Genomic DNA, 25,965 nt, shown 5'->3' on the forward strand with positions numbered 1-25,965 from the left:
TCATATTAAAACGCATCGGTTAGATGCGTTTTTGCTATCTTTAAACGATCAAAAACAGTAAAATATCTGTAATGGAAAATTTCAGAAAAGAGAGTGATTTATTAGGCGAGCTGAATGTGCCTTTAGATGCTTATTATGGGGTTCAGACGCAAAGAGCAATTAACAATTTTAAAATTTCGGGACAGCTGTTGTCTTCATATCCGGATTTTATCAAAGGTCTGGCTGTTGTAAAAAAAGCTGCTGCCAAGACCAACTATGAATTAGGGCTTCTTGATGAAAGTCTTTATTTTAAGATAGCAGAGGCATGTGATGAAATCATTGGTGGAAAATATCACGAGCAATTCCCTGTAGATATGATTCAGGGCGGAGCAGGTACTTCAATCAATATGAATGCGAATGAAGTAATTGCCAATATTGTATTGGAAAAACTGGGTAAGAATAAAGGAGAGTATGAATTCTGCTCACCGAATGACCATATTAACCTCTCCCAATCTACGAATGATGCCTATCCTACAGCAATCAAAATGGGATTGTTACACATGAATATCGGTCTGGTAGACAAGCTGGAGAAAATTATTGCCGCTTTCAGGTCTAAAGGACGGGAATTTCAGGATGTAATCAAGATGGGACGTACACAGCTTCAGGATGCCGTACCGATGACACTGGGACAGGAATTTGAGGCTTTTGCCGCAACATTGGAAGAAGATATTTCCAAACTGAACAATAATGCGGAGCTTTTTGTGGAAGTGAATATGGGAGCTACAGCAATTGGTACAGGATTAAATGCACCGGTGGGCTATGCCGCGCTTTGTGCTAAAAACCTGGCACAGATCACAGGTTTTCCAATTGTTTCTGCGCCGGATTTGGTAGAGGCAACACCGGATACAGGATCTTATGTAATCTATTCTTCAGCCATGAAGCGTCTTGCCGTAAAATTATCAAAGATTTGTAATGACCTGAGATTGCTTTCTTCGGGGCCAAGAGCAGGACTTTTTGAAATAAATCTTCCTCCGATGCAGCCGGGATCATCTATTATGCCGGGTAAAGTAAATCCGGTGATTCCGGAAGTAGTGAACCAGGTGTGCTTTAAAGTAATCGGAAACGATCTGACAGTAACGTTTGCCGCTGAAGCAGGACAATTACAGCTTAATGTGATGGAACCCGTTCTTTCACATGCAATTATGGAAAATATCAACTTCCTTTGCAATGCCCTGGATACCCTTCGTGAAAAATGTGTGGTTGGAATAACGGCAAATAAAGAAGTTTGTCTAAACATGGTAAAACATAGTATCGGTATTGTTACGGCACTTAATCCATATATTGGGTATAAACAGTCTACACAGATTGCTAAAGAAGCACTGGAAACAGGAAAAAGCGTTTATAATCTCGTTTTGGAAAAAGGAATTCTTTCTCAGGAAAAACTGGATGAAATCCTTGATCCTAAGAATATGCTTAGACCGCATAACAAGTAACATTCTATAACATAAGTGATAAATGATCACAGGACAACTAAGTCATTTATCACTTATTCATTCACTTATAAAATAATCGTGAGGTTTTTAATAATAATTCCTGCACATAACGAAGAGAAGAACCTTCCGCTTACCCTGGATTCTCTGCAGAAACAAAGCTGTAAAGATTTTAGAGTGGTAGTTGTTAATGACGGTTCCACAGACAGGACATCAGAGGTGATCAGCAGATACACAGAAAATGATGTCCGCTTTACAACCATTAATCTTCAGAAATCGGAACATCAGCCGGGGTCAAAAATAGTCCATGCTTTTAAAAATGGTCTTCAGACGGAGCCTGTTGATGAATTTGACATCATTTGTAAATTTGATGCCGATATTATTCTTCCTGAAAATTATCTTGAAGAAGTAGGGAAAGCATTTACTAATAATCAAACTTATGGATTAGTCGGAGGATTACTGTATGTAGAGAAAGACGGAAAATGGATCTATGAAGGAAACTCCAATAAACATCACGTAAGAGGCCCTATGAAGGCATATCGTAGAGAATGTTTTATTCAGATCGGAGGATTGCGGGAAACACTGGGCTGGGACAATATAGATTCCATATTGTTGGAAGATTTGGGATGGAAGGAGATAGTCATACCCGGTCTACAGGTTAAGCTTATCAAAGTCAAAGGTGCTGATTATACGATCAGGCCTGCAGATTATTATGGCCGGTATTTTTATTTTCTGGGGTTGAACAGGTTTCTGGCTTATACAGCTGCAGCTAAAGAAGCTCTGAAAATCAAATCTCCATTGTTTTTCTTTAATATTGTTGGTTCTTATGAGCGTTGCAGATCAAAAAAAATAGAACTGAAAATCACAAAAGAAGAGCAGAAAGCTATCAATGCCCGCAGGTGGAATATGCTGAAGAAAAAATGGCTTAAGATGTGATGTACTAATGATGAAATTGAAATAATCAGACAATCCTGCCAGCCAGTGAAAAAAATAGCCTATATAGAAATAGATACCCATGCGGAGATTGCCCAGTCTTTTATGGATATAATGGAAGACTCAGAAAGTTTTGCTGTAGATTACTATTTTTCAAAAAAAATTGGAAATCAGGTCAATAAAAAGAATGAAACTGTTTTTCTTTCAGATAGTTCTATGATTTTAGACCAGCTGAAGACCAAAGAATATGATCTGGTTGTTATAGGGACAGTACACCGTTTCTTTACTACTTTTCTTACCATTGTCCAAAAATATAATGCCGCACTTATTGTTCACAATCTGAATTTTTCCAAAGCTTCAAAATGGGACCTGTTTAAAAGTGTCTTCAAGGGAGATGTGGCTTACAGGCTGAAGCTATGGGTGAAAGAAGGACTCTTTAATTCCTCTAAAGTATACGAAACCTCAAAATCTCTTCTCGTTCTGGACGAAGCACTGAGTTCAGAGAAATATCGGTTTTTGCCACTTTTTTATACCAGGAATTTTGATAAGACTGAAAATGACGATAAGATTGTGGTTATTCCCGGAGGTGTTTCCCAGATAAGGAGGGATTACAATCACATTTTTGAAACCATCCAAAATTTAAAAACAGATAAACGCTATACGTTTGTATGTTTAGGTAAAGCAAAGGATAAAGAATTAAAAAAACTGAAAGAACTATCTGGAAAAGTTCCGGAGAATATCCGTATCGTTTACTTTTCAGAAAGGGTTTCTTCCGGGGATTTTGAAAAATGGATGCAGGATGCAGATGTCCTCTGGTGCCCGATCCGGGAGGAGACTGAATTTTTCAGCATGAAGGAAGTTTACGGAATGACTAAAATGACCGGTAATACAGGGGATGCCGTTACCTACGGAAAATGGGCTGTCTTTCCGGCTGGCTACTCAACTAAACTTGATTTTATTGTTCCTGAAAAAGAAGATATTCTTGAACAGATAGAACAGTTGTCCGCTGCTTATTTTGATTTTCAAAAGTATTACAGTAAAAAGGAAATCCTTAAAAAAACAGAACAGATTTTATCCAGGTCAATTTCTATATAGCCTAATATTAACATCTTATGAAGGTAAAGCGTTCTCTGCATTGGTCTGAGGGCGTTTTTTTACTATTAGCTTTTTCACCTTCTGGTGGATTAATTGATGATAACGTATTTTTATGTACAATTTTTTATAAAAGTGATAAATTTCAATGTCTTATTGTTTTTATTTAGAAAAATTATAAATAACTTCGCGGTCTAATTATAAAAAATTGAAACGAATTGTATTGAGTGCGGTCCTGTCCATAGGTTCTGTTGCGGTTTTCTATGGTCAGGAACAAAAGATAGACCTGAATTCCGGTACTTTTGAAGTTAAAAGGTGCGATAGGGTTTATGAAGAAAAAGGCATAATTACCTATACAGGGGGATGTGAAATCATTTTCAGGCAGGCCGGGAAGCCCACAAAAACTGTTTTTTTAAAAAAGAATGAAAAACTTGTTGTGCAGGGTAAGCACGCTGCTATCGTTCCTACAGATGTTGTATCCGATATCAGAATAGAAGGTATTGAGCTTACTGCCAGAAAGAAAAATTTCTCTGAAATAGAAATCAAACAGGAAGCACTTCAGAATATACAGTCATTTTCGATTGGAGATGTTCTTCAGCAGCTGCCAGGCCAGTTTATACAGCCTTTTGATAATACCCAATTTAAAAATATTGTCTTTCGTACGGCAAGTGGCACTTCAGTGGCATCCAATTCTACCTTGCTGTCCGGAGATGAAGCAGGGAACAAGGCATTTGGTGTACAGGTTATGGTAAATGATATTGCATTATCCAATAATGAGAATATGCAGAGTTATAACTCAGCCTACAGCTCGCCGTTCGGTGTTAATTTCAGTACGTCAGGAAGGTCAGGAACTTTAACGCCTTCACAACCGAATTTCGGTGTTGACCTGCGTGAAATTCCTACAGAAAATATTGAACGGATTGAAGTAATTCAGGGGATTCCTGATGCAAAATACGGAGACCTTACTTCCGGCCTTATCAAAGTAGAGACTTTTGCGAAACGGTCACCGCTGAGACTGGATGCATCGATCAGGGAAGGAACCTATCAGTTAGGCCTTACCCGGGGATTTGCCCTGAAAAATAACCAGGCGCTGAGTGTTTCTGCAGGATATATGAATTCTATTACAGATCCGAGGACAAGTCTCATAGGATACGACAGGATCAATACCAATGTACTTTGGGGGATTAGTACAACGAATATCAAAAATAAGCTATCTTTCTCTTTTTCCCAGAATACGAGCAATGGGAAAAAAGATCCTGATGACCTTACCGGAGTGGTAATCAACAGTAATAATAAGAGTTTTGCAATCAGTAATAATTTTAAGTATACAATAAGGGGTACGGGAAGGAAAGTATTTAACACTGTAGGAGCAGATGTTGGACTGAACTATTCAACACAGTTCACAGAAAGAAGGTATTTCCTGAATCAAGGCTCCAGGCCTTATGGTAATGCGCTTGATAATAGTGTATACTACGCACCCTACACTCCGCCAAGCTATGAAAATCAGACGTTTGTAGATGGAAAGCCTGTAAATGTTTACTTCAATGTCAATGCTGACGGAGTTTATACCTCTTCCAGAAAATGGGTACATATGTATTCTGTGGGTTTTAATTTCAGGTATGGAGATAATCTTGGGAAAGGAAAATACGGAACAGCAGGGCAGTTCTCTACCATTGCCACTGCAGGGGGAACAGCAAATGGAGTGAGGGACTATAATTATCAGGATAATGTACTGGCTACCTCACAGTATGCATTCTATATACAGGATAATATATTTAAAAGATTCAGCAATAAACATACATTAAGGACAAATCTGGGTCTTCGTTATGATATACAGAATGGCAGGTCTACCATATCACCAAGGATCAATACATCGTATCAGATAAAGGATTTTACATTACGTGCCGGTCTGGGACTTACTTCCAAGGCCCCGTCACTCAATCAGCTGTATACAGGACCTAGATATTTTGATATCCTTTTAGGGGATTACAGACTTCCAGGATATTATACTGTGGGAATAATGCAGACTGTAGTTACTCCGGGGGATAATTCAGAACTTACTCCTTCAAAGAGCTGGAAAACAGAAATCGGGATAGATTATAAGCTGCCGTTTGCAACCTTTAATCTTACTGGGTATTACAATAAGCTCTTCGATGGCTTCAGTACTATATCTGTAGCAAAAATGATGGATAAGGCAAAAGTGGAGGTCTCTGCAGAGGGAACCCATATTCCGACCTTCGAAATTGTAGGAACTGAGAAGTTTTATTATCTCCAGAACAGGATTATCAATGGCTATGAATCATCGGATGCAGGTCTGGAGATGATGGTATCCTTTAAAAAAATAAAAGCTTTGAATCTCATTACCGGATTTAATGCTTCGTATGTAAAAACAAAAAGTAAAAAAAATGAAGGCATCCCCAGTATTATAGCTCCTGCTATTCCGGATCCTGATTTTCAGTATGGGTTATATAATGATACTCATACAGAGGCTACTATGGCGAGGGCCAGTTTTAGTTTTGATTATCATCTGCCGTCTTCGGGACTGATTATCGGCCTTCGTACCGATCATTTCCTTATCGATAAGAGACTTACGGGTGGCAATGATATTTATCCGATCGGTTATATTGATCCACAGCTTAATACAGTGATGATTCCGGATGGAGAACGAAATAACCCTATATATCAGAACCTTTTCAGAAAACCATCCGAAGAATCATTGTCGGGCCTGGGTAATAAAACCCTTCACAACATACATCTGCGGGTGACAAAGGATTTCTTAAGTGGTTTCAGAATTTCTGTTTACGTAAATAATGTTTTCAACCTGAAAGCCTATAATGAATACGGAACTGCTTACACAAATTTCACTCCCACTTCTTTCGGAGCAAATGTTTCCTATAAATTTTAAAATATAGCATTATGAAGAATATAATAACCTATTTGTTTTTACCTCTTTTTTTATTGATTACAGGATGTAAAAGAGAAGATGATTTCGGCGGAGGGGGTGACCTTCAGCCGGTACCATTTACAATTGCAGCAAAATATGATGCAGAAAAGCTTGGCGGGAAAAAGGCAGCCAATGCTGATATTATTCTCGAAAATACTTCGACCGGGGATAAGATTATAGGTAAAACAGATGCCAATGGTGAACTGAAATTTGAAGCCATCCTTCCCGGAACGTATAATATCACAGCAGAATCTAAAATGACCAAGCAGGAGTATCAGGATTTCTTTGGCTCTTCTGTTGCGAGCTCTGAAGTCCACTTTGGGGGAATGCAGGAAAAAGTCATTATCAATGCCAATATTTCTTCAACAGTGATTACTCTTTCTTCGGGAAGAGTAGGGGATCTGGTGATTAAGCAGGTATATTATGCAGGCTCTTCCACTACTGAAGGAGCGGTCTTCAGGGATCATTTCCTTGAAATTTACAATAATTCTGAAGAGACCATTTTTGCTGATGGTTTATACATAGCGCTTCTTGAGGGGAATACAAACAGCAATGTTGCTTCTTATACACTGGCAAACGGACAGTACGACTGGAGCCAGTCTACCGGAAACAATATCGGTGGAACAGCCAATACTGATTACGTATATGCCAATATTGTCATCAAAATTCCCGGCAGTGGAAATCAATACCCTGTTTTGCCGGGAAAAAGTATTGTTATTGCCCAAACAGCTATTAATCATAAAGCTCCTTACGATAATCTTAACGGACAATCGGTTCCTATCAAAAAGCCTGAACTGACGGTAGACCTTAGCGGAGCAGATTTTGAAACCTATCTTGGAGATTATCTTACAGCAAATGGGGGAAGTCCTTATATGTATGATATTCAGAATGTAATGGTTCCTGATATGCAGATCGTGCATTGGGCAGCCGCTTCCAAAGATTTATTATTGTCCCCGACTTCCAGACCGGCATTTATTATTTTCAAAGCTTCACCTGATGAGGTTTCTGCTTTTGCAAAAGTACCAAGTCCCAAGAATTTAACAGGTTCTTTATTTGCCAGAATTCCTAAGAAAATGATTATCGATGGTGTAGATACAACAGATAAAGAATTAAAAGCTCCAAAAGATCTGCCCGCAGATATTGATGCTACAAGAGCATTTATAAAAGATGAAACAGGGGCACCTTATCCTGATTACAGCTCTTATTCTATAATCCGTAAGATAAAAGAAGTTATTAATGGCAGAGTGGTTCTGATGGATACGAATAATTCTCAAAACGACTTTACAACGATTAAAGCAAACCCAAGAGGCAATGCACCATTATAAAAACATACATTCCTTTTACAGATGTTTTCCTGTACTCCTGCTCCTGATGGTTCATCAAGGCTTGTTTTCTCAGGAAAACAGAATGGATAGTATAGACATCAGTACTGTCGAAAAAAATATCAGACTGGAAAATCCATATCTGAGTTTTTTTCATCCTCTGGATTTTTCCATGACGACCTTCAGCTATACAGTTAATAAGCAAAATTTCAAGAGAGTTCAGTCTCCGGAGAAATCTGAGGCCTTTAATTTTAATTCTCAGGGAGTATTTCAGCTATCACCGAAAATAGCACTTTCAGGGAGTTTGAATGCAGTACGTGAAAAAGAATATGCAGTTCCTTTTATCCTGACAGATGAGAGAACTACAAATCAGTCTTTCATACATAATCCTTCCTATTACTATGCACCAAGACCGGGAGACTGGCTGAAACAGGATTATAATATTTACGGTGTGATGGCTTACAGGCCTTTAAATTTTCTGATTACACAGCTGGGAGTTGAAGGGAATTTCTCCAAAGCCTACAGGGATGCTGATCCCCGCCCGAAAACAGATCATTACGTTTATAATGTTTTTTCCAAGGTCGGAATTAATTGGAGAGAACATACTCTTTTTGTAAAAGGAAAATACTTTAATGACTATAAGAAGAATGATATCATGTATGTCAATCTGAATACCAATGTTCCTTCTATGGACAGTGTTTATATCCGGTATAATGAAGGGTATGGAAATCAGTATAAAGGTGAGCTTTATTCATCCACTGAATATAAATCTGACGGATACATCTGGGGTGGTGAATATGCATTTAATAATAAAAATATTCACTTTAGTGTCGGCTATGATTATCAGTATTTTATTGAACGTTTTTACAGGATTTATTCCTATAAAGGAACAGATAACAGGGAACGCAGGGTGTACAATAAATATTCAGGGCTTAGAACAGACAAACACCGTATATATGCCGGGTTTTTAGGTAAATTTAATGGTTATAACTGGGCTTCAAAGATTGATTTCCGGGATCAGCTGGATGATAATTATAATTATGCACTTCAATATAAAACGTACAGGCTTCATCAGTATCAGCTTGCCTGGAATAATAGCCTGAGCTGGTTCAATTCCGGAAATGAGTCTCAGAAGATTCATATGGATCTTTTGTATGGACGAAACAGGGTGAAAGATATTTCTGTAGTTCTTGATCGGGAAATTAATTATCTTCAGTATGATCTCGGATATGAAAAAGAATTCCGTTTAAATCCGTCAGATAAGCTTGCGTTAGGATTAGAGCAGTACCTGTATATTCCTGTGCGTAAAAATTTTAGTTACCTCCCTTATCAGAGTACCAGAGAAAATATATTTGTACAAAGAATTGCTATTCCTGATTATAAATATGATGCTTCCGCCAAAGCGGGTCTTACCATTAATGTAAAATATAAGATGGATCGTAAAAAGATCCGTTATGAAATTGAAGGAGTAGTAACGCAGAACTGGCTTGCAAGCCGTCAATACAAACAGGCGGTACCTGATTATAACGGGAATGCTAACATTATTGCTAGTTTTGCACTTAAAGTATTTTATTAAAATGAAAGAAAGGTATTTAGCTGTAATTGCTATCGTGTCAATCATTATAATGTCTGCCTATACTTCAAATGACCCGGCAGGTTATACAATAACAGAATTACGGGAAATGTATGGAAGTGGAAATCATGCTTTATGGCCAAAAGTCTCTCTTTTTGATGAAGCTAAAGAAGGATTTCAGGATATAGGAGCGCTCCCTGAAATGGTTTTTCCTGCTGACAATCCTTACTCTGAAGATAAGGCAGAACTGGGGAAGATGCTTTTTTTTGATCCCCGCTTATCAGGTTCAGGCCAGATTTCCTGTGCGAATTGTCATAACCCCGAACTGGGATGGGCGGACGGAAGCAGGGTTTCTTTCGGTCACAACAGGCAGACCGGTACACGTAATGCTCCTACTTTACTGAATATCGGATATGCTAAAACTTTATTCTGGGACGGGCGGGTAATGTCATTGGAAGAACAGGTGAAATCCCCGATAGAAAACCCGGTTGAAATGAACCTGCACTACAGGCTTGCAACAAAAAATATCCGTAAAGTAAAAGGATACAGAGTGTATTTTGAGAAGGCTTTTGGGTCCAAAGAGGTTACGGAAGATCGAATTTCCAGGGCGATTGCCACATTTGAAAGAACATTGATAAGTCCTGCATCCCGTTTTGATAAGTTTATTGGAGGAAAGAAAAATGAACTTACAGATTCTGAAGTGAACGGGCTGCATTTGTTCCGTACCAAAGCGAATTGTATCAACTGCCATAATACTCCGTATTTTTCAGATCAGAAGTTTCATAATCTGGGACTTACTTATTACGGGAGGAAATATGAGGACCTGGGCAGGTATAAAGAGACCCTTAAAAATGAAGATGTCGGAAAGTTTAAGACTCCAACCCTGCGTGAGGTTACAGATAATAAACCTTATATGCATAACGGGCTTTTTCCTGAACTTGCAAATGTAATCATGATGTATAATGCGGGAATGGGAAGGGAAATTCCTAAAGCAAACCAGCTGAATGATCCAAAGTTCCTACATAAATCACCAATGATAGTAAAGCTTAATTTGACAGATGACGAAGTATTTGATATTGTCGCTTTTCTGAAAACACTTAACAGCTATAAATATAAGATGAGACCTCCGGAACTTCCGGCTCAATAATCATAAAGGAATCTTCAATACAAATATTATAAGTTTTGTATCTTAATAAACGCTTCAGCGACGGAGCGTTTATTTTTTTGTATTTTATATCAAATTATGTTTCTCTGATATAATCCTGATATTTTTTAGTCTTAGAACTTGAAAATACTCCTGATGAATTTCATATTGAGATAATCTTCTATCGGGAAAATTCTTGTAAAATAATTTCCGACATAGATCAATGCCAATACTACAATGGGTTTGTAAACCAGGTTGATCAGGTTACTGTTAAAGTTAGGAAGGACAATGGCTACAGTAATGGCCAGGGTACAGATAATGGACACAAAAATCATCTCAATGCTCAGGGGAGATACTTTAAAAATTATATAATTGAAGATAATCTTTATCACATTATAAACAGAGAGAGAAATGGCAGTGGATAAAGCAATCCCGATCAGTTTAAGATCTGTATTTTTGATAAAATAATAGTTCAGCCCTATTGTTAACCCGGCTAATAATAGCATCACAAAAATATTGAAACGATAATACTTGGAGAGAGAAATGATATTTCCGTTGAACCCTGTGGCGAGATCTATTAAAACTGCTGACCCCCAAATCCATACAACTGGTTCGTATTCCCTGAGCATGGTACCGTTTTTAGGCATAAACTGTGTCAGATAAGGAAAACCTACCATGATACAGGAAAATAAAACTGCTCCTAAAAAATACAGGGATAAAGATGTTTTTTTATGAAACCTGTCCAGTTCTTCCATATCTCCGTCCGCAAGAGTTTTATTGATGATCGGAGCAGAGATGTTAAACAATCCCAGTTGGGGAATAGAAATCAAAGAAATAAGGGCATACAATACAGAGTAGATTCCTACTTCTTCCATTCCCATAAACTCACCAATCATAAAGCTGTTAATGGCCAGATAATTTCCAAAAGTTCCCAAAAATCCGAAGAAACTGTAATTAAAAAACTCTTTCCACAAATTATTCTTTTTGAAATAATCCGTATTAAAATCTAAATGGATTTTCTCAAGCTTATTGGTATAATAAATATATCCAAAGAGCATCAGGGCAAATATTCCGAAAAAGAATGCAAATGCAATCTTCTGAGATAATGCAAAATAGTAAAACAGGCAGAACGCTCCCAGATTCGCTATTTTAGGAAAGAGATTGTCAAAAATATTAGATACAACAATCCTTTTATAGTTGGATGTATATTTATTGAAAATTGCACAAAAAGAAAGAATTAAAATTAATGGAAGGATCATTTCCTTAATCTTCCAGGCTTCCGAATGTCTGAATTTTGGATAAAAATATGGAAGTATGAAAAATACTACGGTAAAAATCAGAAAATTTATAAAAACCGTAAGTAATGATAATGACAGCATATTCTGTTTCTTACCATCTCTTTCTACAGTATGGAAAAACTTCACATTGGAATAGGAGATACCCAGAACTACGAAAGGAACCAACATTTCAGCAGTAGGAAGGATATAGCGCAGCTTTCCGTAAAATTCAAAATCATTGGGGAAAATGAATATTGCGGAAACCGTGCCCAGCAAAAAACCAATATAGCCGATAATGGAATATTTGAAGCCTTGTCTCGCTACTACACTCATAAGTTGTTTTAAAGATTTTTAGGTATAAAAATAATATTATTGATGTACTGGGTTTTATTTTTTTCGTCGTTTGTGTTTTGTAATAGGATATCTTCTGTAAGAGTTTCCAATATAAAGCTGTTTCGGTTAAGATATTTAGCATCATATCCCCAGCTTTCCACTTCAGAAATTTCATCCCAAATAGGGGTCTGGTGGTGTCTTTGTTCCATTTCTACCATTAAGGTTGGCAGAAATTTACTGATGGTTTCCTTAGCCCCGGAAAGAGTTTTTATCTCATTTCCTTCAACGTCGATCTTGATGAAATCAAGTCTTTTAAGACCTTCTGTTGCCGCCCACTTATCCAGTCTGATTACCTCTACTTTTTCTGTATAGCTTTTTTCTTCACCTTTTTCCTTATACGAGGTATTCAGGGTTCCACGGGATGCAATTGCTTTCCCATTGATGACAGGAACTTTAAATTCTGCCACTGTATTTTCGTCTGACAGTGCTAATGAAAGTATTTTCATGCCCGGAAACAGCCTTTTTAACCGTTGATAAAGCTTTTTATTGGGCTCAAAAGCATACATATGCTTATGTTCCAGCTTGTTTTCCAGTTGATAAAGAAATGTCCCTACATTTGCGCCAATGTCCAGTATTACAGAGTTTTCAGGAAGATATTCCTTGATCCATACCAGTTCCGGTTCTACATTACGTTCCGAAAAATTATCTTTACTAAGATTCTTTAAGTTCTTAAAATATCTTTTTTTGTAGAAACTCGGACTTATATATTGTAGTTTTTCTGCAATTTTTTGGTATAAAGACATCTTTAGCATTTTGACGAACAGCAAAGATAAGCAAAAATGTAAAACTTCTCTTAAAAAACGTTAAATATAATATATTGATTTTCAGCGAATACTGTTTGGTGAAGCATTTTAGGGAAAATGAGATTTAACAGGTTTCTGATTTGTTTAAGAAACATATTACCCAGAAAAATAGCCTGTTAGTTCTAAATCAGCCGGTCGAATCTTTTTAAAAAATATCTCCCTTAAGAAACCATGTGAATTTCTTAAGAGAATGTATTATACTGTCAAATATAAAAATATTGATATAATCTGCTGTTAGCTAAAGAAATGGAGTGTTTAGAAAATCATTGAATGGTTTCATCAGTTTGAATATCCTGGTCATGTTCTTTACTGCATTTTTATCCAGAACTTCCTCATCCTTTAAGTGATACAAAACAATAAAATTTTTCAGTTTCAGATACTCTGCCATTGGATCTTCCTTCTCAAATCCCTGAGGCACCTTTTTCAGTTTGTCATCCTGATCAAGTTCCGGAAAATGTTTCTTAAAATCTTTATTGTTCAGAATTTTCAGAAACTCATCACCATATAAGGAGATTTCTTTGCGGACTTCTTTTAAAACAGAAGATTCAGGCATATAGATTCCGCCGGCCAGAAATGATTTGCCGGGTTCAATATGAAGGTAATAGCCTCCCCTCTGGCTCCCTTTGCCAATTCCCAGAGAAGCACCGAAATTGGTTTTATAGGGAGCTTTGTCTTTTGAAAATCTTGTATCCCTGTAAATTCTGAATAAAGCTTTTTTAGCATCTATTTTGCCAAGCTCTTCATCAAAACCTGCCATTTCCTGGATCAGATCTTCCAGGAATATAATCACATTTTCCTGGGATTGTGTATAAAGGTTCTTATTTTCATTAAACCACTCCCGGTTATTGTTTTTTGTTAATTTTTTCAGGAATGATAGAGTATCCTTATTGACCGTATTCATTTTTGCCTGGTATTAATTGTTAATTTTTTGATATCTTCAGTGAGAACGAAATTAAAAAAATAAAGCATCTTTAACCAAAAGAATAAGATAATTATCCATTTCTTTTAGAATTACCAGGGCGGGCCACAATGTGGCAGAGCTGTATCAGAAAAGGTCTTGAATGGTCTTAATAGTGAACGATGTAAAAGAAAAAATTGTCTTTTAAAGTATTTATTTTTGAAAATTCATAAATAACACGGAAATAATCAATCCAATTTAATAAAAAAAAATAATGTTTAGCAATTTTTTAATTTAGAGCTTGTTTTTTTATTTTTTATTTTCAAAAAATCAAAAAAATATTAAAAGATTCTGAATTTAAGTTTATATATTTAACACTTTGTTCAAAAACAAATCAAATATTTATTGTATCTTTGCAAAAATTTTAAAATAGTTAATGAATTTATTTACGGAAACCAATTTAAGTCCTGATATTCTTAAGGCAATTGGCGAACTGGGCTACGAAAGCCCAACAGAAATCCAAAAACAGACTATCCCTTTTATTCTTTCAGATATTCGCGACTTGATCGCACTTGCGCAGACAGGGACAGGCAAAACAGCAGCGTTTTCGCTTCCGATTTTGGATATGATTGACGATACGAGTCGCAAAATCCAATTATTGGTGCTTTGTCCGACACGGGAATTATGTCTTCAGATTTCTAAAGACATAAAGAATTACTCTAAATACATGAAAGACATCAAAACTACTGCGGTTTATGGTGGAAGTAGTATTGTAGAGCAGATGAGATCTTTGAAGGAAAAACCACAAATCATTGTGGGTACTCCGGGAAGAGTAATTGATCTTATCAACAGAAAAGCATTGGACTTTTCTGCGATCCATTGGTTAGTATTAGACGAAGCTGATGAAATGCTTTCTATGGGATTCAAAGATGAACTGGAAACCATTCTAAGTGAAACTCCGGAAACAAAACAGACTTTCTTATTCTCTGCAACGATGAATAAAGAAGTGGAAAGAATTTCCAAAAATTATCTTACAAAACCTCACCGTATTTCTGTAGGTTCTATCAATGAAGTGAAGAAGAATATTACTCACGAATACTATGTAGTAGGGTACCGTCAGAAAAAAGAAGCATTAAAAAGGTTAATTGATGCCAATCCTAACCAGTATTCCATTATCTTTTGCAGAACGAGAATGGAAACTCAGGAGGTAGCAGACTTCCTGATGCAGAACGGATATGCAGCGGATGCACTTCATGGTGATCTTTCCCAGGCGCAGAGAGATACAGTGATGAAGAAATTCAGATTGAAAAATATCGATATTCTTGTAGCGACAGATGTTGCAGCAAGAGGATTGGATGTAAACTCTCTGACTCACGTTATTCACTTCTCTTTACCGGATGATCCTGAAGTATTCGTTCACAGAAGCGGAAGAACAGGTAGAGCAGGAAAAGATGGTATTTCTATGGCTTTGATCAAGCCTGAAGAAAGCAGAAAACTGAAACAGATCAAATCTGCTACGAAAATTGAAATTCATGAAAGAACAATCCCTACTGGCGATGATATTATCAAAGCTCAGGTAGGAGGTGTATTCGAAAAATTATTGACGGAGCACGAAGATCTTTTCGAATTTGATGATAGCTTAATTCCGGATCTGAGTAACTTTACAAAAGAAGAGCTGGTACACCAGCTGCTGCAGTTCCAGCTGAAAGATCTGGCTTTATATTACAAAGATAAACATGATCTTGTTGAGCAGAAACTTAGCAGCAGAGATGATGATTATTCAAGAAGAGACCGTAGAGATAGAGACAGAGGTCGTGACAGAGATAGAGGAAGAGACAGAGACCGTGGTGGAAAACCAAGAAGAAAAGATGAAAATATGGTAAGATTCTTCTTCAATCTTGGGAAAAAAGATCATTTGAAGAAACTTGATGTTTTAGATATTATCAATAAAGCTACTGCTGGTGGAAAAAGCAAGAAAAGAGCTGAAATCGGTGATATTGAAATCTTAGAGAAGTTCTCTTTTTTCGAAGTTGAAAAATCGTTCAAAGACAATGTTTTGAGCAATATTCAATCCATGAAATTCAAAGGAAAAGACATGAGAGCTGAAGTAGCAAACTAATCTCTTCCTATACCATACAAAACCGGCATTATTGCCGGTTTTTTTATTTGATAATCAACTGTTAAGCTAATGTTAACAAAACTTAATGTTAGATAGTTTCAGGTAAGATCCTTTTTTAAGAAATTTGCACTCGAATTATAAATACTAAAAAATGGGAATTGGTAATATTTTCCACGCTTTTCAACCAAAGGATAAAATCTTTTTCGTGCTTTTTGAAAAAGTAACTGAAAATCTAGTTGCAATGTCTGAAGAATTCAACGCTGGAATCAAAGATTTCGATCTTAATGATGACACGATGTTGAAAAAAATGAGCGACTTCGAACATAAAAATGATGAGCTTACTCATGAGATCTTCGTAGAACTGGGGAAAAACTTCATTACCCCGTTTGACCGTGAAGATATCCACACGTTGGCAACAGGACTGGATGATATCGCAGATTATATCTACGCTTCCACAAAATATATTTTCTTATATAAGTCTCCGGAGATGAAAGCGTATTCGGATTTCTCTTTACTGATCCATAAAGCATGTCTTGAAATCCAGAATGCTATGAAAAATCTTAAGGGATTCAAGAATATGGAGCAGGTAAAAGAAGCTTGTATTAAAGTAAACTCAATTGAAAATATTGCAGATGACCTGCTTTCAAACTCAATGGTAGAATTGTTTGAAACAAACGATGCCATTAACATCATTAAAGTTTCATCCGTACTTAACTATCTTGAAGTAGTAACTGATAAAGCAGAAGATGTTGCCAATACAATTGAGAACATCATGATTAAATACGCCTAAACAATACATAGCAAAAAATGGAATTTCCGGTTTTACTTATAGTTATTATTGGATTGGCCCTGGTCTTCGACTATATCAATGGTTTTCATGATGCAGCCAACTCAATTGCGACTATAGTTTCTACAAAAGTTTTAACTCCATTCCAGGCTGTACTTTGGGCGGCGCTATGGAACTTTGCAGCTTTTTTCCTGGCTGCCTATGTTATTGGAGAATTTAAAATTGGTAATACAATTGCCAAAACAGTTAACGAGAATTTTATCACATTAGAAGTTATCTTTTCAGGGCTTGTGGCAGCTATTGCCTGGAACCTTCTTACCTGGTGGTTCGGAATCCCTTCATCATCATCACATACGCTGATCGGAGGATTTCTCGGGGCCGCATTGATGCACGCCTTTATGCTGGACTATCATGATGTGGCATCTGCACAGCCGGATTTAGGAATGTGGGAGACTGCTAAAGAAGCATTCAGCCAGGTAACCCATCAGAGTGTGGTAAAGTTTGATAAAGTTATTCCTATCTTCCTGTTCATTTTCATGGCACCGATTATAGGGATGATTATCTCAATCATTATTACCCTGATTATTGTACATCTGTATAAAAAATCAAATCCACATAAGGCAGATCAGTCTTTTAAAAGGCTTCAGCTGGCTTCTTCAGCATTGTTCAGCTTAGGACATGGTCTAAATGATGCCCAGAAAGTAATGGGGATTATAGGAGCAGCTCTGATCTATTATCATGTTGAGATGCTGAACGATCCTATTTATGTGAACATTGCACCTGCAGCCCGTTTTGATTATTTTGCACAGCATTATCTTTGGGTTCCATTGGTTTCATTCCTGGCAATCGGTTTAGGAACAATGAGCGGAGGATGGAAGATCATCAAGACAATGGGAACCAAAATTACGAAAGTAACTTCACTGGAAGGAGTAAGTGCAGAAACTGCGGGAGCAATAACGCTCTTTATTACAGATCATTTCGGAATTCCTGTATCTACAACACACACGATCACAGGTTCTATCATCGGAGTTGGTTTAACAAAAAGAATTTCAGCTGTAAGATGGGGAATTACTGTAAGCTTACTGTGGGCTTGGGTATTAACGATTCCGATTTCAGCTATCGTAGCGGGAATTACCTACCTTTTGGTAACTTTCCTTTCCTAGAGTAAGAAAAATATAAAATCTATAGAAACTTTGCCTCATCGGGCAAAGTTTTTTGTTATAATTTATGCAGCAGGATATTCCGGAAAATGTAACTACTGAAATGGTTACAGGATTATCAAACGTTCAGGCTTTTTAAAAAATCTGTAACTTGAAAATCTAATCATACAATAGGGGATTTTTATTTTATAAAGCCTTGAAAAATCGTATTTTTGTTCAAATTATAAAATTTTATGGAATTTTTAGACAGATATCAGCAGATCGTTGGTGACGCCATTAATAAGTACACTTTTAAAGATAAACCTACGGAACTGTATGATCCGATGAATTATATTATTTCTCATGGTGGAAAACGTCTTCGTCCCATTATGGTTCTGATGGCGTGTGATCTGTTTGGAGGGGATCTTAAACAGGCTATTAAGCCTGCGCTGGCAATAGAATTTTTCCATAATTTTACGCTGATCCATGATGACATTATGGATGAAGCCCCATTAAGAAGAAATAAACCCACCATCCATACTTTACACGGAATCAATGTAGGAATCCTTTCCGGAGACGGGCTGATGCTTAAGGCATATAAGTTTTTTGAAGATCTTGAACCTGAAATTTTCAAAGCATGTATCAGGATCTTTACCCATACCGGACTCTTATTGTGTGAAGGACAGCAATATGATATCAATTTTGAAACTCAGGAAGATGTTACTTTTGATGATTATATCAGAATGATCACTTATAAAACCGGAGTTTTAAGTGCTTCTTCTTTTGAAATCGGAGCATTGATTGCAAGAGCTGACTTTAAAGATGCAAAAGCTATTTTTAATTTTGGAAAACATATCGGTATTGCTTTTCAGATTATGGATGATTATCTTGATGTATTCGGGGATCAGGCTCAGTTTGGGAAAAAGCATGCCGGAGATATTTATGAAAATAAGAAAACAGTTTTATACCTGTTAGCAAAAGAACATGCTACAGAGGAAGAAAGAAAAGAGCTGGATTACTGGTATTCTAAAAAAACGGAGAATGTAGATAAAGTATATGGTGTTGAAAAAATCTTCAGAAGAACAAAAGTAGACGAAAAGGCTCTCCGTTTAATTGAGAAGCATAATGAAATCGGACAAAGTTATCTTCAGAAAATAGATATTCCCGAAGAAAAGAAAAAACCGTTTATTGAACTGGCAAATTATTTGTTAAGAAGAGAGAGCTAATACAGGTGGCAGGCAGCAGTATTTACCACCCAACCTGTTTCCTGCCATCTAATCCCTATACAATGAAATTCAGAACAGAAGTTGATATTCCTGCATCAGAAAAGAAGATCGAAATTGAAGATAAAATATTTTCAATAGGTTCATGTTTTGCTTCTGAAATGACAGATTTACTTCAGGATGGACAGCTTCAGACTTTAAATAACCCTTTTGGTACAATTTTCAATCCGTTTTCTATCAATAATGCAGTCAATAGATTACATGATTCTGCGTTTTATGAAGAAGAGGAGCTGATTACTTACAATGAAGAATATATCTCGCTGGATCATCACACCAGTTTTGATACCCGTTATATTCATCAGACCCTAGATAAAATTAACAACGCCATTGAGGCCGGAAATGCCTTTCTGCAGGAAGCTGACTGGATCATCATTACCTATGGATCATCATTTATTTACGAGTTTCTGCCCAAAAATAAACTGGTGGCTAACTGTCACAAAATTCCACAGAAGTTTTTTGAAAAAAGACTGCTTTCCCATCAGGAACTGACCAGTTCGATTTACCAGACCATTCTGGATCTTAAAGACATTTGTAAAGAAGGAGTACAGATCCTGTTTACGGTTTCACCTGTAAGGCATACAAAAGATGGGATGGTAGAAAACCAGTTAAGTAAATCCAAACTGATTACGGCTGTTCATGAATCAATTTCAATGTTCGAAGACTGTCATTACCTGCCGGTTTATGAAATTTTAATGGATGACCTGCGGGATTACCGTTTCTATAAAGAAGATATGATTCATCCCAGCACACAGGCGGTTAATTATATTTTTGAGAAATTCGGAAACGCTTATTTTTCTGATGAAACGAAGGATTTTATCAAAGAAAATTTTAAAATTATCAAGGCCTTGGAGCATAAAACCAATGATAAGAAAGATCCAAAATTTATTGAGTTCAGAGAAAAACTTGATCAAAGAATAGACAATCAGCGTAAGAAAGTAAAACATAAAATATTCTAAATGACTGATTTTACGAAGATTGATTATCTGAAAAACGGAAATGAAAGACAGAAAAGAGCTTACGAACTTCTTACAAAACATCACTTTTTTGAAAAATTAAAGGCATATTCACCTATTTTAGCAGGGACTGTTCCTATTGAAATAGATATAGAAGGAAGTGATCTGGATCTTATTTTTGAGGTGGATTTAAGATTTGAAGAAGATTTTCTGGATGATTTGATGTTCAGCAGGTTTATTCCTCACGATGTGGAAACAAAAGTTGAATATCCTGTCATAAACGGTGAAAAATGCATCACATTAAGTTTCATGCTGGATGAATTTCCCATTGAGATTTTTGGACAGAATAAGCCTACCACCCAGCAGAATGCATACCTTCATATGATTGCTGAGCACAAAATATTACAGGAAAAGGGAGAAGAGTTTAAACAAAAAATAATAGAACTGAAAAAACAAGGCATAAAAACAGAACCGGCTTTCGGAATGATGCTGGGACTTGAAAATCCTTATGAAGATCTGTTGAAATTTAAATAAAATGATTGATACACATACACATCTATACGCAGAAGAATTCGATGAAGACAGAAAAGAAGCTATTCAGAGAGCTTTAGATAAAGGAATTACCGGATTTTATCTTCCTGCCATTGACTCTGAATCCCATGAAAAAATGCTGCAGCTGGAAGCAGAATATCCGGGACAGATTTTTTCAATGATGGGGTTACATCCATGTTATGTAAAACAGGAATCCTGGGAGAAAGAACTTGAAATCGTAAAAAATTATCTTGATCAGAAAGATTTTCCCGCAATCGGAGAAATCGGGATCGATCTGTACTGGGATAAGACAACACTGGATATTCAGGTGAAAGCTTTCGAACAGCAGATCGACTGGGCGATAGAAAAAGACCTTCCGATTGTGATCCATACTAGGGAAAGCTTTGATGAAACCTTTGAGGTATTGGAAAGAAAGAAACATCCGAAACTGAGAGGGATTTTCCATTGTTTTTCCGGAAATCTGGAACAGGCAAAACATGCTATTGATCTGAATTTTATCTTGGGGATCGGTGGAGTAGTGACTTTTAAAAATGGTAAGATTGATCAGTTTTTACAGGAAGTCCCCTTAGATAAAATTGTCCTGGAAACGGATTCTCCCTATCTGGCTCCGGTTCCTCACAGAGGGAAAAGAAATGAAAGTTCTTATCTTGATCTGGTAGCCGGAAAGCTGGTTAACATTTACGGAAAAGATTTTTCAGAGATAGACAGGATTACGACTCAAAATGCGAAGAACATTTTTGTGGCTGCTCAAAAATAAAATAAAACCCTTTTCAGATCTGAAAAGGGTTTTATTTTATTTTTTTCTTGTAAAATTTTTATTTTTAGGCTTTTTAAACCCAACTGAAGCAGTAGGAGAAGAAGGTTTCTTCTTACTTCTGTTTTTTTGTCCTCCTGAAGCTTGTTTTGGTCCTTGCTTTTCCGCTCCTGCAGGAACAGGCTTATTATTAGAGTCCCTTTTCTGAATGACAAGATCATCAGTATGGAAAGGATGATCTTTAATCACAGGAATTTTCTTTCCAATAAGCTTTTCAGTATTCTTTAAATTTAAAAGATCAAGTCCGTCTACAAAAGAAATAGAGGTTCCCTCAGCTCCGGCTCTTCCCGTTCTCCCGATTCTGTGTACATAGGTTTCAGAAACATCTGACAGTTCAAAATTAATTACGAATTTCAGTTCATCAATATCAATACCTCTTGCTGCAATATCGGTGGCTACAAGCACCCTGGTTTTTCCGGATTTGAAGTTGTTAAGGGCATTTTGCCTTGCGTTCTGGGATTTGTTTCCATGAATGGCTTCAGCTGAAATATTGTCCTTCTGAAGCTTTCTGGCAATTTTATCTGCACCGTGCTTGGTTCTTGCAAAAACCAGAACAGAATCAGAAATATCATTTTTTAAAATATGGGCAAGCAGATTCAGCTTATTTTCCTTTTCTACAAAGTATACCGATTGTTTAATGGTATCTGCTGTAGAGGAAACAGGCGTTACTTCTACCTTTACAGGATTATTCAGGATGGAATTGGCTAATTTCTGAATTTCTCCCGGCATTGTTGCAGAAAAAAACAGAGTTTGCCTTTTCTGGGGAAGAAGCTTGATGATTCTCTTAACATCATGTACAAATCCCATATCCAGCATACGGTCTGCCTCATCAAGAACAAAGATTTCAAGATTTTTGAGACTGATAATGCCCTGGGCAATGAAGTCAAGTAGCCTCCCTGGTGTAGCGACCAGGATATCCACTCCTTTTTTAAGGGCTGCCTCCTGGTTACCTTGTTTTACCCCACCAAAAATAACAAGCTGTTTTAAGGGAAGATATTTCCCATAGGCATTGATATTTTCCTCAATCTGAATAGCAAGTTCTCTTGTAGGAGTAAGAATTAATGCTTTAATATAATTGTTGGAAACTTTATTTTTTGATAAATTCTGCAAAATAGGAATAGAAAAAGCTGCTGTTTTTCCTGTTCCGGTCTGGGCACATCCTAAAAAATCTTTCCCTTCTAAAATCTCAGGAATAGATCTTTCCTGAATAGGCGTGGGATTGGTATATCCTTGTTCCTGAATTGCCTTAGCAATAGGTTCTATTAATTGTAAGTCTGTAAAATTCAAATGAATTATTTTAAAATTAAATAAAAATTCTTTCAACCTGAAAGAATTATCTGCAAAGGTAGTTTAAATAATTTTAAGAAAAACATTTCATCGTTAAAGGAATCAAAGTATGTTTTTCAGTACTATTTGTTATGAATAAAGTTTAATTTATTTTCTGATTATATGAATATTTTTAACTTTAATTATTGATAGTATTGAAAAATTATAATTATTTATAGAGATTACATAAGTGTTTATAAGTATTTATAAGTATTTGTGTTCTATATTTGAATACGAATAAAAAAATAATCATGAAAAAAACAATCTTTTTGCTTGCAATTGTTGCAGGCCTGAATGTACAAGCCCAAACATGGAATCTTACCGGAAATGCAGGAACAGCTCCCGGCACTCATTTTATCGGGACAACAGATAACCAATCGTTGGTTTTCAAAACCGCTAATAGTGAGAAAATGAAGATTACTCCCGGAGGTAGATTTATATTCTTTAACGTAACAGGTGCCGGACAGGTCTGGGATAAAAACCTTTTTTTTGGTGGAGGTGTAGATAATCCAACCGGGCTATACAATACGGTTTTCGGAATGGGGGCATTTACTCAGAATGTAGCCGGGAATGGTAATGCGGCTTTTGGAAATAATGCAATGTCAGCGATTACCAGTGGAAATGATAATGTTTCTGTAGGACAGAATAGTATGCGGCTTACCACAGAGGCTTCAATGAATGTAGCTGTAGGGATGAATGCATTGGAGAGTTTTAAAAAGGGAAGAGGAAATGTAGGGGTAGGAAACAGCGCATTGGGATCCGGTAATTTATCGGGGGATTATAATGTGGCCGTAGGATGGGATGCATTAAGGTATATTGGATCAGGAAACAATAATACAGTGCTGGGAACCGGTTCTTTTTCAGGAATGACTTCGGGTTCAAATAATATATCTGTAGGATCTTCCAATGCCAAAACCATTCTGTCAGGAAGCAATAATATTTTTATCGGGAATTTTATCACTCCTTATACTTCATCTCCCCAGAATCAATTAAATATAGGAAACTGGATAGTGGGAAATAACGGAACAATAGGAATTGGCCAGTTCAGTACCCAGCTTCCTGCTGATGGTATTGCACCGGATGGATTAAAATATAAGCTTTTTGTAAAAGATGGTATCAGAACTGAAAAGATAAAGGTTGATATTGCACTGGACAGTGGCTGGGCAGATTACGTTTTTGAAAAAGATTACAAGCTGATGCCTTTGAATGAGCTGGAACAATTTATCAGCATCAACGGACATTTACCGGAAGTTCCCACTACAGAGGATGCGATTAAAAATGGAGTAGAGCTTAAAGAAATGAACATTCTGTTATTAAAAAAGATTGAAGAGCTGACATTGTATACGCTTGAACAGCAGAAAAGGATTGAAGCCCTGGAGAAAAAAGTTAATAACTCAATAGATTGATATGAAAAAAATTTATATAACATTACTGATGTCAATACCTTTTCTTCTTTTTTCTCAACGGCAAAATGATAACTGGTATTTTGGAAATCAGGCAGCGGTGAATTTTTATAACCAGACCCCTGTAGGCATAACCACGAGTAATATGAATTCTATGGAGGCCTGCGGTACAGTGAGTGATGACGGAGGAAACCTTCTTTTTTATATGAGCGGCGAAAAGATTTGGAACAGGGATAATCAGGTAATGCCCAATGGAACCTTGCTTGCTCCGTATCAGAATGACTCCGCACAGCAGCTTGTTATTGTCAAAAATCCTGGTAACTCCAAGCAATATTATGTTTTTATTACAGGGGAGAATAGTGCTCCGATAAACACTATCAGCTATTCTCTTGTAGATATGTCCTTAGGTGCAATCGGATCTAATGGTGCTCCCCTGGGAGATGTAGTGCAGGGAGTTAAAAATATTCCGGTTCAGGATAATACAGGCCAGACCTTCTCCTCTGAAGCAATAACGGTAGTTCCCAATGTTCTTGACGAGTCTTTTTGGGTTTTGATTCCGAATGGCACAAAACTGTATAGTTATAAAGTGAGTCATCAGGGAATCACTAACGGGAATCCGGTGGTAAGTGATTTGAATTTTCCGGTAAGCTTAAACCAAAGTAAATATTATTCTATAAAACCTTCTCCGAAGATTCCCTATAATTACAATCATAGCTATTCTCATTATATCTGCATATCGTATTATCTTGATACCAATACGACTAATCCTGCTTTTACCAATAAAGTATATTCATTCAATTCCTCTACCGGAATGATTACCCCTGATTACTCACTACAAATTGACGGTATAAGAGGCTATGTTCCGGAATTTAATAAAGATGCTTCCGTACTGTTTTTAGGGTATCGTAATATTCATGCCATTGATCTTGTCAATTCCACGCCTTCAAATATTCAGCATATGGAAATTTATCATCCGGCTGTTGATCCGTTATTTGAGAGCTTGGGAATTCAAAGGAATAAATATGGTGATATTTATATAAGCCGGCCCGATAATATCTATCTGGGTAAAATTCTTAATCCTGATGTCTATGGTTCTTCCATGGGAGTGGATATGAATGCTGTTCCTCTGGCTTCAGGAGGTGCCCGGTATGGGCTGCCACAACCTGTTGAATCTCAATATGATGTTACTCCTTATTCACCTTGTATGGATCAGCTGACATTAAGTACTCCTGAAACTCATTATACTTTTTTTACCTATAATGTTGCCAAAGAAATTAAAACGATAGGTAATTATGAAATAACTCCAGATCAAGGGATTATCATGAATTCAGGGAACAGTATAACACTTTTACCCAATACCCTGATAAGGGCTTACCGGTATATTGCTAAAATTACTCCATGTGATCCCAATGCTGTTAACAAATTCACAGCTAATATAGCAAAGACACCAGTAAACATGTTTCTGAATCTGGATAAAGGAGAGAAGGTAAAGCTAAGTACAGAGCTCAGGATATTTCCTAATCCTGTCCGGGATATTCTGAATATTTCAACGCCCGGAAAGATTAATGAAATTGAAATGTATGATATTTCAGGTAAAAAAGTAGATGTAGCCGTCAGAAATAATCAGGTAGATGTAAAAAATATTCCATCCGGCTCCTATGTTATCAGAATTACTACTGATACGGGAGTTGCTACAAAACAATTTATTAAACGATAATACTGAATATAAAAATGGTTGTCC

20 protein-coding genes are annotated in these 25,965 nt (G+C 36.7%); 16 read left to right on the forward strand and 4 right to left on the reverse strand.

The window, feature by feature from the left end:
* The first annotated feature begins 71 nt into the window (after window positions 1-71).
* The 7 genes from aspA (at window position 72) to DRF59_RS06020 (ending at window position 10,480) form a co-directional block, all read left to right on the forward strand.
* Window positions 72-1,472, forward strand: a complete 1,401-nt coding sequence (aspA, locus tag DRF59_RS05990) for an aspartate ammonia-lyase (protein WP_115957785.1) — start codon at window positions 72-74, stop codon at window positions 1,470-1,472.
* Between the two features lie 78 nt (window positions 1,473-1,550).
* Window positions 1,551-2,405: a glycosyltransferase family 2 protein gene (locus DRF59_RS05995; protein WP_115957787.1), complete on the forward strand. Its 855-nt coding sequence runs from the start codon at window positions 1,551-1,553 to the stop codon at window positions 2,403-2,405.
* A gap of 45 nt (window positions 2,406-2,450) precedes the next feature.
* On the forward strand, window positions 2,451-3,497 hold the full coding sequence (locus DRF59_RS06000) for a hypothetical protein (RefSeq protein ID WP_115957789.1): 1,047 nt from the start codon (window positions 2,451-2,453) through the stop codon (window positions 3,495-3,497).
* Window positions 3,498-3,702: 205 nt separating this feature from the next.
* A complete protein-coding gene (locus DRF59_RS06005) occupies window positions 3,703-6,399 on the forward strand; it encodes a TonB-dependent receptor plug domain-containing protein (protein ID WP_115957791.1) in 2,697 nt (898 codons plus the stop codon).
* Between the two features lie 11 nt (window positions 6,400-6,410).
* Window positions 6,411-7,763, forward strand: a complete 1,353-nt coding sequence (locus DRF59_RS06010; RefSeq protein WP_115957793.1) for a DUF4876 domain-containing protein — start codon at window positions 6,411-6,413, stop codon at window positions 7,761-7,763.
* Entirely contained in the window at window positions 7,750-9,336 is a 1,587-nt protein-coding gene (locus DRF59_RS06015) for a DUF6850 family outer membrane beta-barrel protein (RefSeq protein WP_115957795.1), read from the forward strand. Before DRF59_RS06010 ends, DRF59_RS06015 begins: the two co-directional genes overlap by 14 nt.
* A 1-nt stretch (window position 9,337) precedes the next feature.
* The gene (locus DRF59_RS06020) at window positions 9,338-10,480 is read left to right on the forward strand and encodes a cytochrome-c peroxidase (RefSeq protein WP_115957797.1); all 1,143 of its coding nucleotides are present in this window, start codon (window positions 9,338-9,340) and stop codon (window positions 10,478-10,480) included.
* A gap of 131 nt (window positions 10,481-10,611) precedes the next feature.
* On the opposite strand, the gene DRF59_RS06025 is transcribed toward DRF59_RS06020, so the two are convergent.
* The 3 genes from DRF59_RS06025 to DRF59_RS06035 all read right to left on the reverse strand — a co-directional run bounded on the left by DRF59_RS06025 (window position 10,612) and on the right by DRF59_RS06035 (window position 13,851).
* Window positions 10,612-12,087: a lipopolysaccharide biosynthesis protein gene (locus DRF59_RS06025; RefSeq protein WP_115957799.1), complete on the reverse strand. Its 1,476-nt coding sequence runs from the start codon at window positions 12,085-12,087 to the stop codon at window positions 10,612-10,614.
* An 8-nt stretch (window positions 12,088-12,095) separates the two neighbouring features.
* On the reverse strand, window positions 12,096-12,890 hold the full coding sequence (locus DRF59_RS06030) for an FkbM family methyltransferase (protein ID WP_115957801.1): 795 nt from the start codon (window positions 12,888-12,890) through the stop codon (window positions 12,096-12,098).
* Window positions 12,891-13,188: 298 nt separating this feature from the next.
* Window positions 13,189-13,851 carry a DUF2461 domain-containing protein gene (locus DRF59_RS06035; RefSeq protein WP_115957803.1) on the reverse strand — a complete coding sequence of 221 codons (663 nt, stop codon included), beginning with the start codon at window positions 13,849-13,851 and terminating at the stop codon, window positions 13,189-13,191.
* A 433-nt stretch (window positions 13,852-14,284) separates the two neighbouring features.
* On the opposite strand from DRF59_RS06035, the gene DRF59_RS06040 reads away from it, so the two are divergent.
* The 7 genes from DRF59_RS06040 to DRF59_RS06070 all read left to right on the forward strand — a co-directional run bounded on the left by DRF59_RS06040 (window position 14,285) and on the right by DRF59_RS06070 (window position 21,438).
* The gene (locus tag DRF59_RS06040; RefSeq protein WP_115957805.1) at window positions 14,285-15,967 is read left to right on the forward strand and encodes a DEAD/DEAH box helicase; all 1,683 of its coding nucleotides are present in this window, start codon (window positions 14,285-14,287) and stop codon (window positions 15,965-15,967) included.
* A gap of 151 nt (window positions 15,968-16,118) precedes the next feature.
* Window positions 16,119-16,757: a DUF47 domain-containing protein gene (locus DRF59_RS06045; protein WP_115957807.1), complete on the forward strand. Its 639-nt coding sequence runs from the start codon at window positions 16,119-16,121 to the stop codon at window positions 16,755-16,757.
* 17 nt (window positions 16,758-16,774) lie between these two features.
* Window positions 16,775-17,917 (forward strand): inorganic phosphate transporter, encoded by a 1,143-nt coding sequence (locus DRF59_RS06050; protein ID WP_115957809.1) that lies wholly within the window; start codon window positions 16,775-16,777, stop codon window positions 17,915-17,917.
* A 230-nt stretch (window positions 17,918-18,147) separates the two neighbouring features.
* A complete protein-coding gene (locus DRF59_RS06055; protein WP_115957811.1) occupies window positions 18,148-19,119 on the forward strand; it encodes a polyprenyl synthetase family protein in 972 nt (323 codons plus the stop codon).
* 62 nt (window positions 19,120-19,181) lie between these two features.
* The gene (locus DRF59_RS06060; protein ID WP_115958171.1) at window positions 19,182-20,132 is read left to right on the forward strand and encodes a GSCFA domain-containing protein; all 951 of its coding nucleotides are present in this window, start codon (window positions 19,182-19,184) and stop codon (window positions 20,130-20,132) included.
* Window positions 20,133-20,663, forward strand: a complete 531-nt coding sequence (locus DRF59_RS06065) for a DUF4269 domain-containing protein (protein WP_115957813.1) — start codon at window positions 20,133-20,135, stop codon at window positions 20,661-20,663.
* Window position 20,664: 1 nt separating this feature from the next.
* Window positions 20,665-21,438: a TatD family hydrolase gene (locus DRF59_RS06070; protein WP_115957815.1), complete on the forward strand. Its 774-nt coding sequence runs from the start codon at window positions 20,665-20,667 to the stop codon at window positions 21,436-21,438.
* A gap of 36 nt (window positions 21,439-21,474) precedes the next feature.
* Here the strand turns inward: DRF59_RS06070 and DRF59_RS06075 are convergent, their stop codons facing one another.
* Window positions 21,475-22,782 carry a DEAD/DEAH box helicase gene (locus tag DRF59_RS06075; RefSeq protein WP_115958173.1) on the reverse strand — a complete coding sequence of 436 codons (1,308 nt, stop codon included), beginning with the start codon at window positions 22,780-22,782 and terminating at the stop codon, window positions 21,475-21,477.
* A gap of 290 nt (window positions 22,783-23,072) precedes the next feature.
* Between DRF59_RS06075 and DRF59_RS06080 the strand changes: the two genes are divergently transcribed.
* Window positions 23,073-24,227 carry an autotransporter outer membrane beta-barrel domain-containing protein gene (locus DRF59_RS06080; protein WP_115957817.1) on the forward strand — a complete coding sequence of 385 codons (1,155 nt, stop codon included), beginning with the start codon at window positions 23,073-23,075 and terminating at the stop codon, window positions 24,225-24,227.
* Window position 24,228: 1 nt separating this feature from the next.
* Window positions 24,229-25,941 (forward strand): T9SS type A sorting domain-containing protein, encoded by a 1,713-nt coding sequence (locus tag DRF59_RS06085; protein ID WP_115957819.1) that lies wholly within the window; start codon window positions 24,229-24,231, stop codon window positions 25,939-25,941.
* Window positions 25,942-25,965 lie beyond the last annotated feature (24 nt).

Source organism: Chryseobacterium flavum (assembly GCF_003385595.1).
GTDB classification, from domain to species: Bacteria; Bacteroidota; Bacteroidia; order Flavobacteriales; family Weeksellaceae; genus Chryseobacterium; species Chryseobacterium flavum.

Excerpts from the sequence above, each read along its gene's own strand:
- aspA (WP_115957785.1), top strand. The coding sequence starts at position 72 with ATGGAAAATTTCAGAAAAGAGAGTGATTTATTAGGCGAGCTGAATGTG.
- DRF59_RS06010 (WP_115957793.1), top strand. The coding sequence starts at position 6,411 with ATGAAGAATATAATAACCTATTTGTTTTTACCTCTTTTTTTATTGATT.
- DRF59_RS06015 (WP_115957795.1), top strand. The coding sequence starts at position 7,750 with ATGCACCATTATAAAAACATACATTCCTTTTACAGATGTTTTCCTGTA.
- DRF59_RS06020 (WP_115957797.1), top strand. The coding sequence starts at position 9,338 with ATGAAAGAAAGGTATTTAGCTGTAATTGCTATCGTGTCAATCATTATA.
- DRF59_RS06025 (WP_115957799.1), bottom strand. The coding sequence starts at position 12,087 with ATGAGTGTAGTAGCGAGACAAGGCTTCAAATATTCCATTATCGGCTAT.
- DRF59_RS06030 (WP_115957801.1), bottom strand. The coding sequence starts at position 12,890 with ATGTCTTTATACCAAAAAATTGCAGAAAAACTACAATATATAAGTCCG.
- DRF59_RS06035 (WP_115957803.1), bottom strand. The coding sequence starts at position 13,851 with ATGAATACGGTCAATAAGGATACTCTATCATTCCTGAAAAAATTAACA.
- DRF59_RS06040 (WP_115957805.1), top strand. The coding sequence starts at position 14,285 with ATGAATTTATTTACGGAAACCAATTTAAGTCCTGATATTCTTAAGGCA.
- DRF59_RS06045 (WP_115957807.1), top strand. The coding sequence starts at position 16,119 with ATGGGAATTGGTAATATTTTCCACGCTTTTCAACCAAAGGATAAAATC.
- DRF59_RS06050 (WP_115957809.1), top strand. The coding sequence starts at position 16,775 with ATGGAATTTCCGGTTTTACTTATAGTTATTATTGGATTGGCCCTGGTC.
- DRF59_RS06055 (WP_115957811.1), top strand. The coding sequence starts at position 18,148 with ATGGAATTTTTAGACAGATATCAGCAGATCGTTGGTGACGCCATTAAT.
- DRF59_RS06060 (WP_115958171.1), top strand. The coding sequence starts at position 19,182 with ATGAAATTCAGAACAGAAGTTGATATTCCTGCATCAGAAAAGAAGATC.
- DRF59_RS06065 (WP_115957813.1), top strand. The coding sequence starts at position 20,133 with ATGACTGATTTTACGAAGATTGATTATCTGAAAAACGGAAATGAAAGA.
- DRF59_RS06070 (WP_115957815.1), top strand. The coding sequence starts at position 20,665 with ATGATTGATACACATACACATCTATACGCAGAAGAATTCGATGAAGAC.
- DRF59_RS06080 (WP_115957817.1), top strand. The coding sequence starts at position 23,073 with ATGAAAAAAACAATCTTTTTGCTTGCAATTGTTGCAGGCCTGAATGTA.
- DRF59_RS06085 (WP_115957819.1), top strand. The coding sequence starts at position 24,229 with ATGAAAAAAATTTATATAACATTACTGATGTCAATACCTTTTCTTCTT.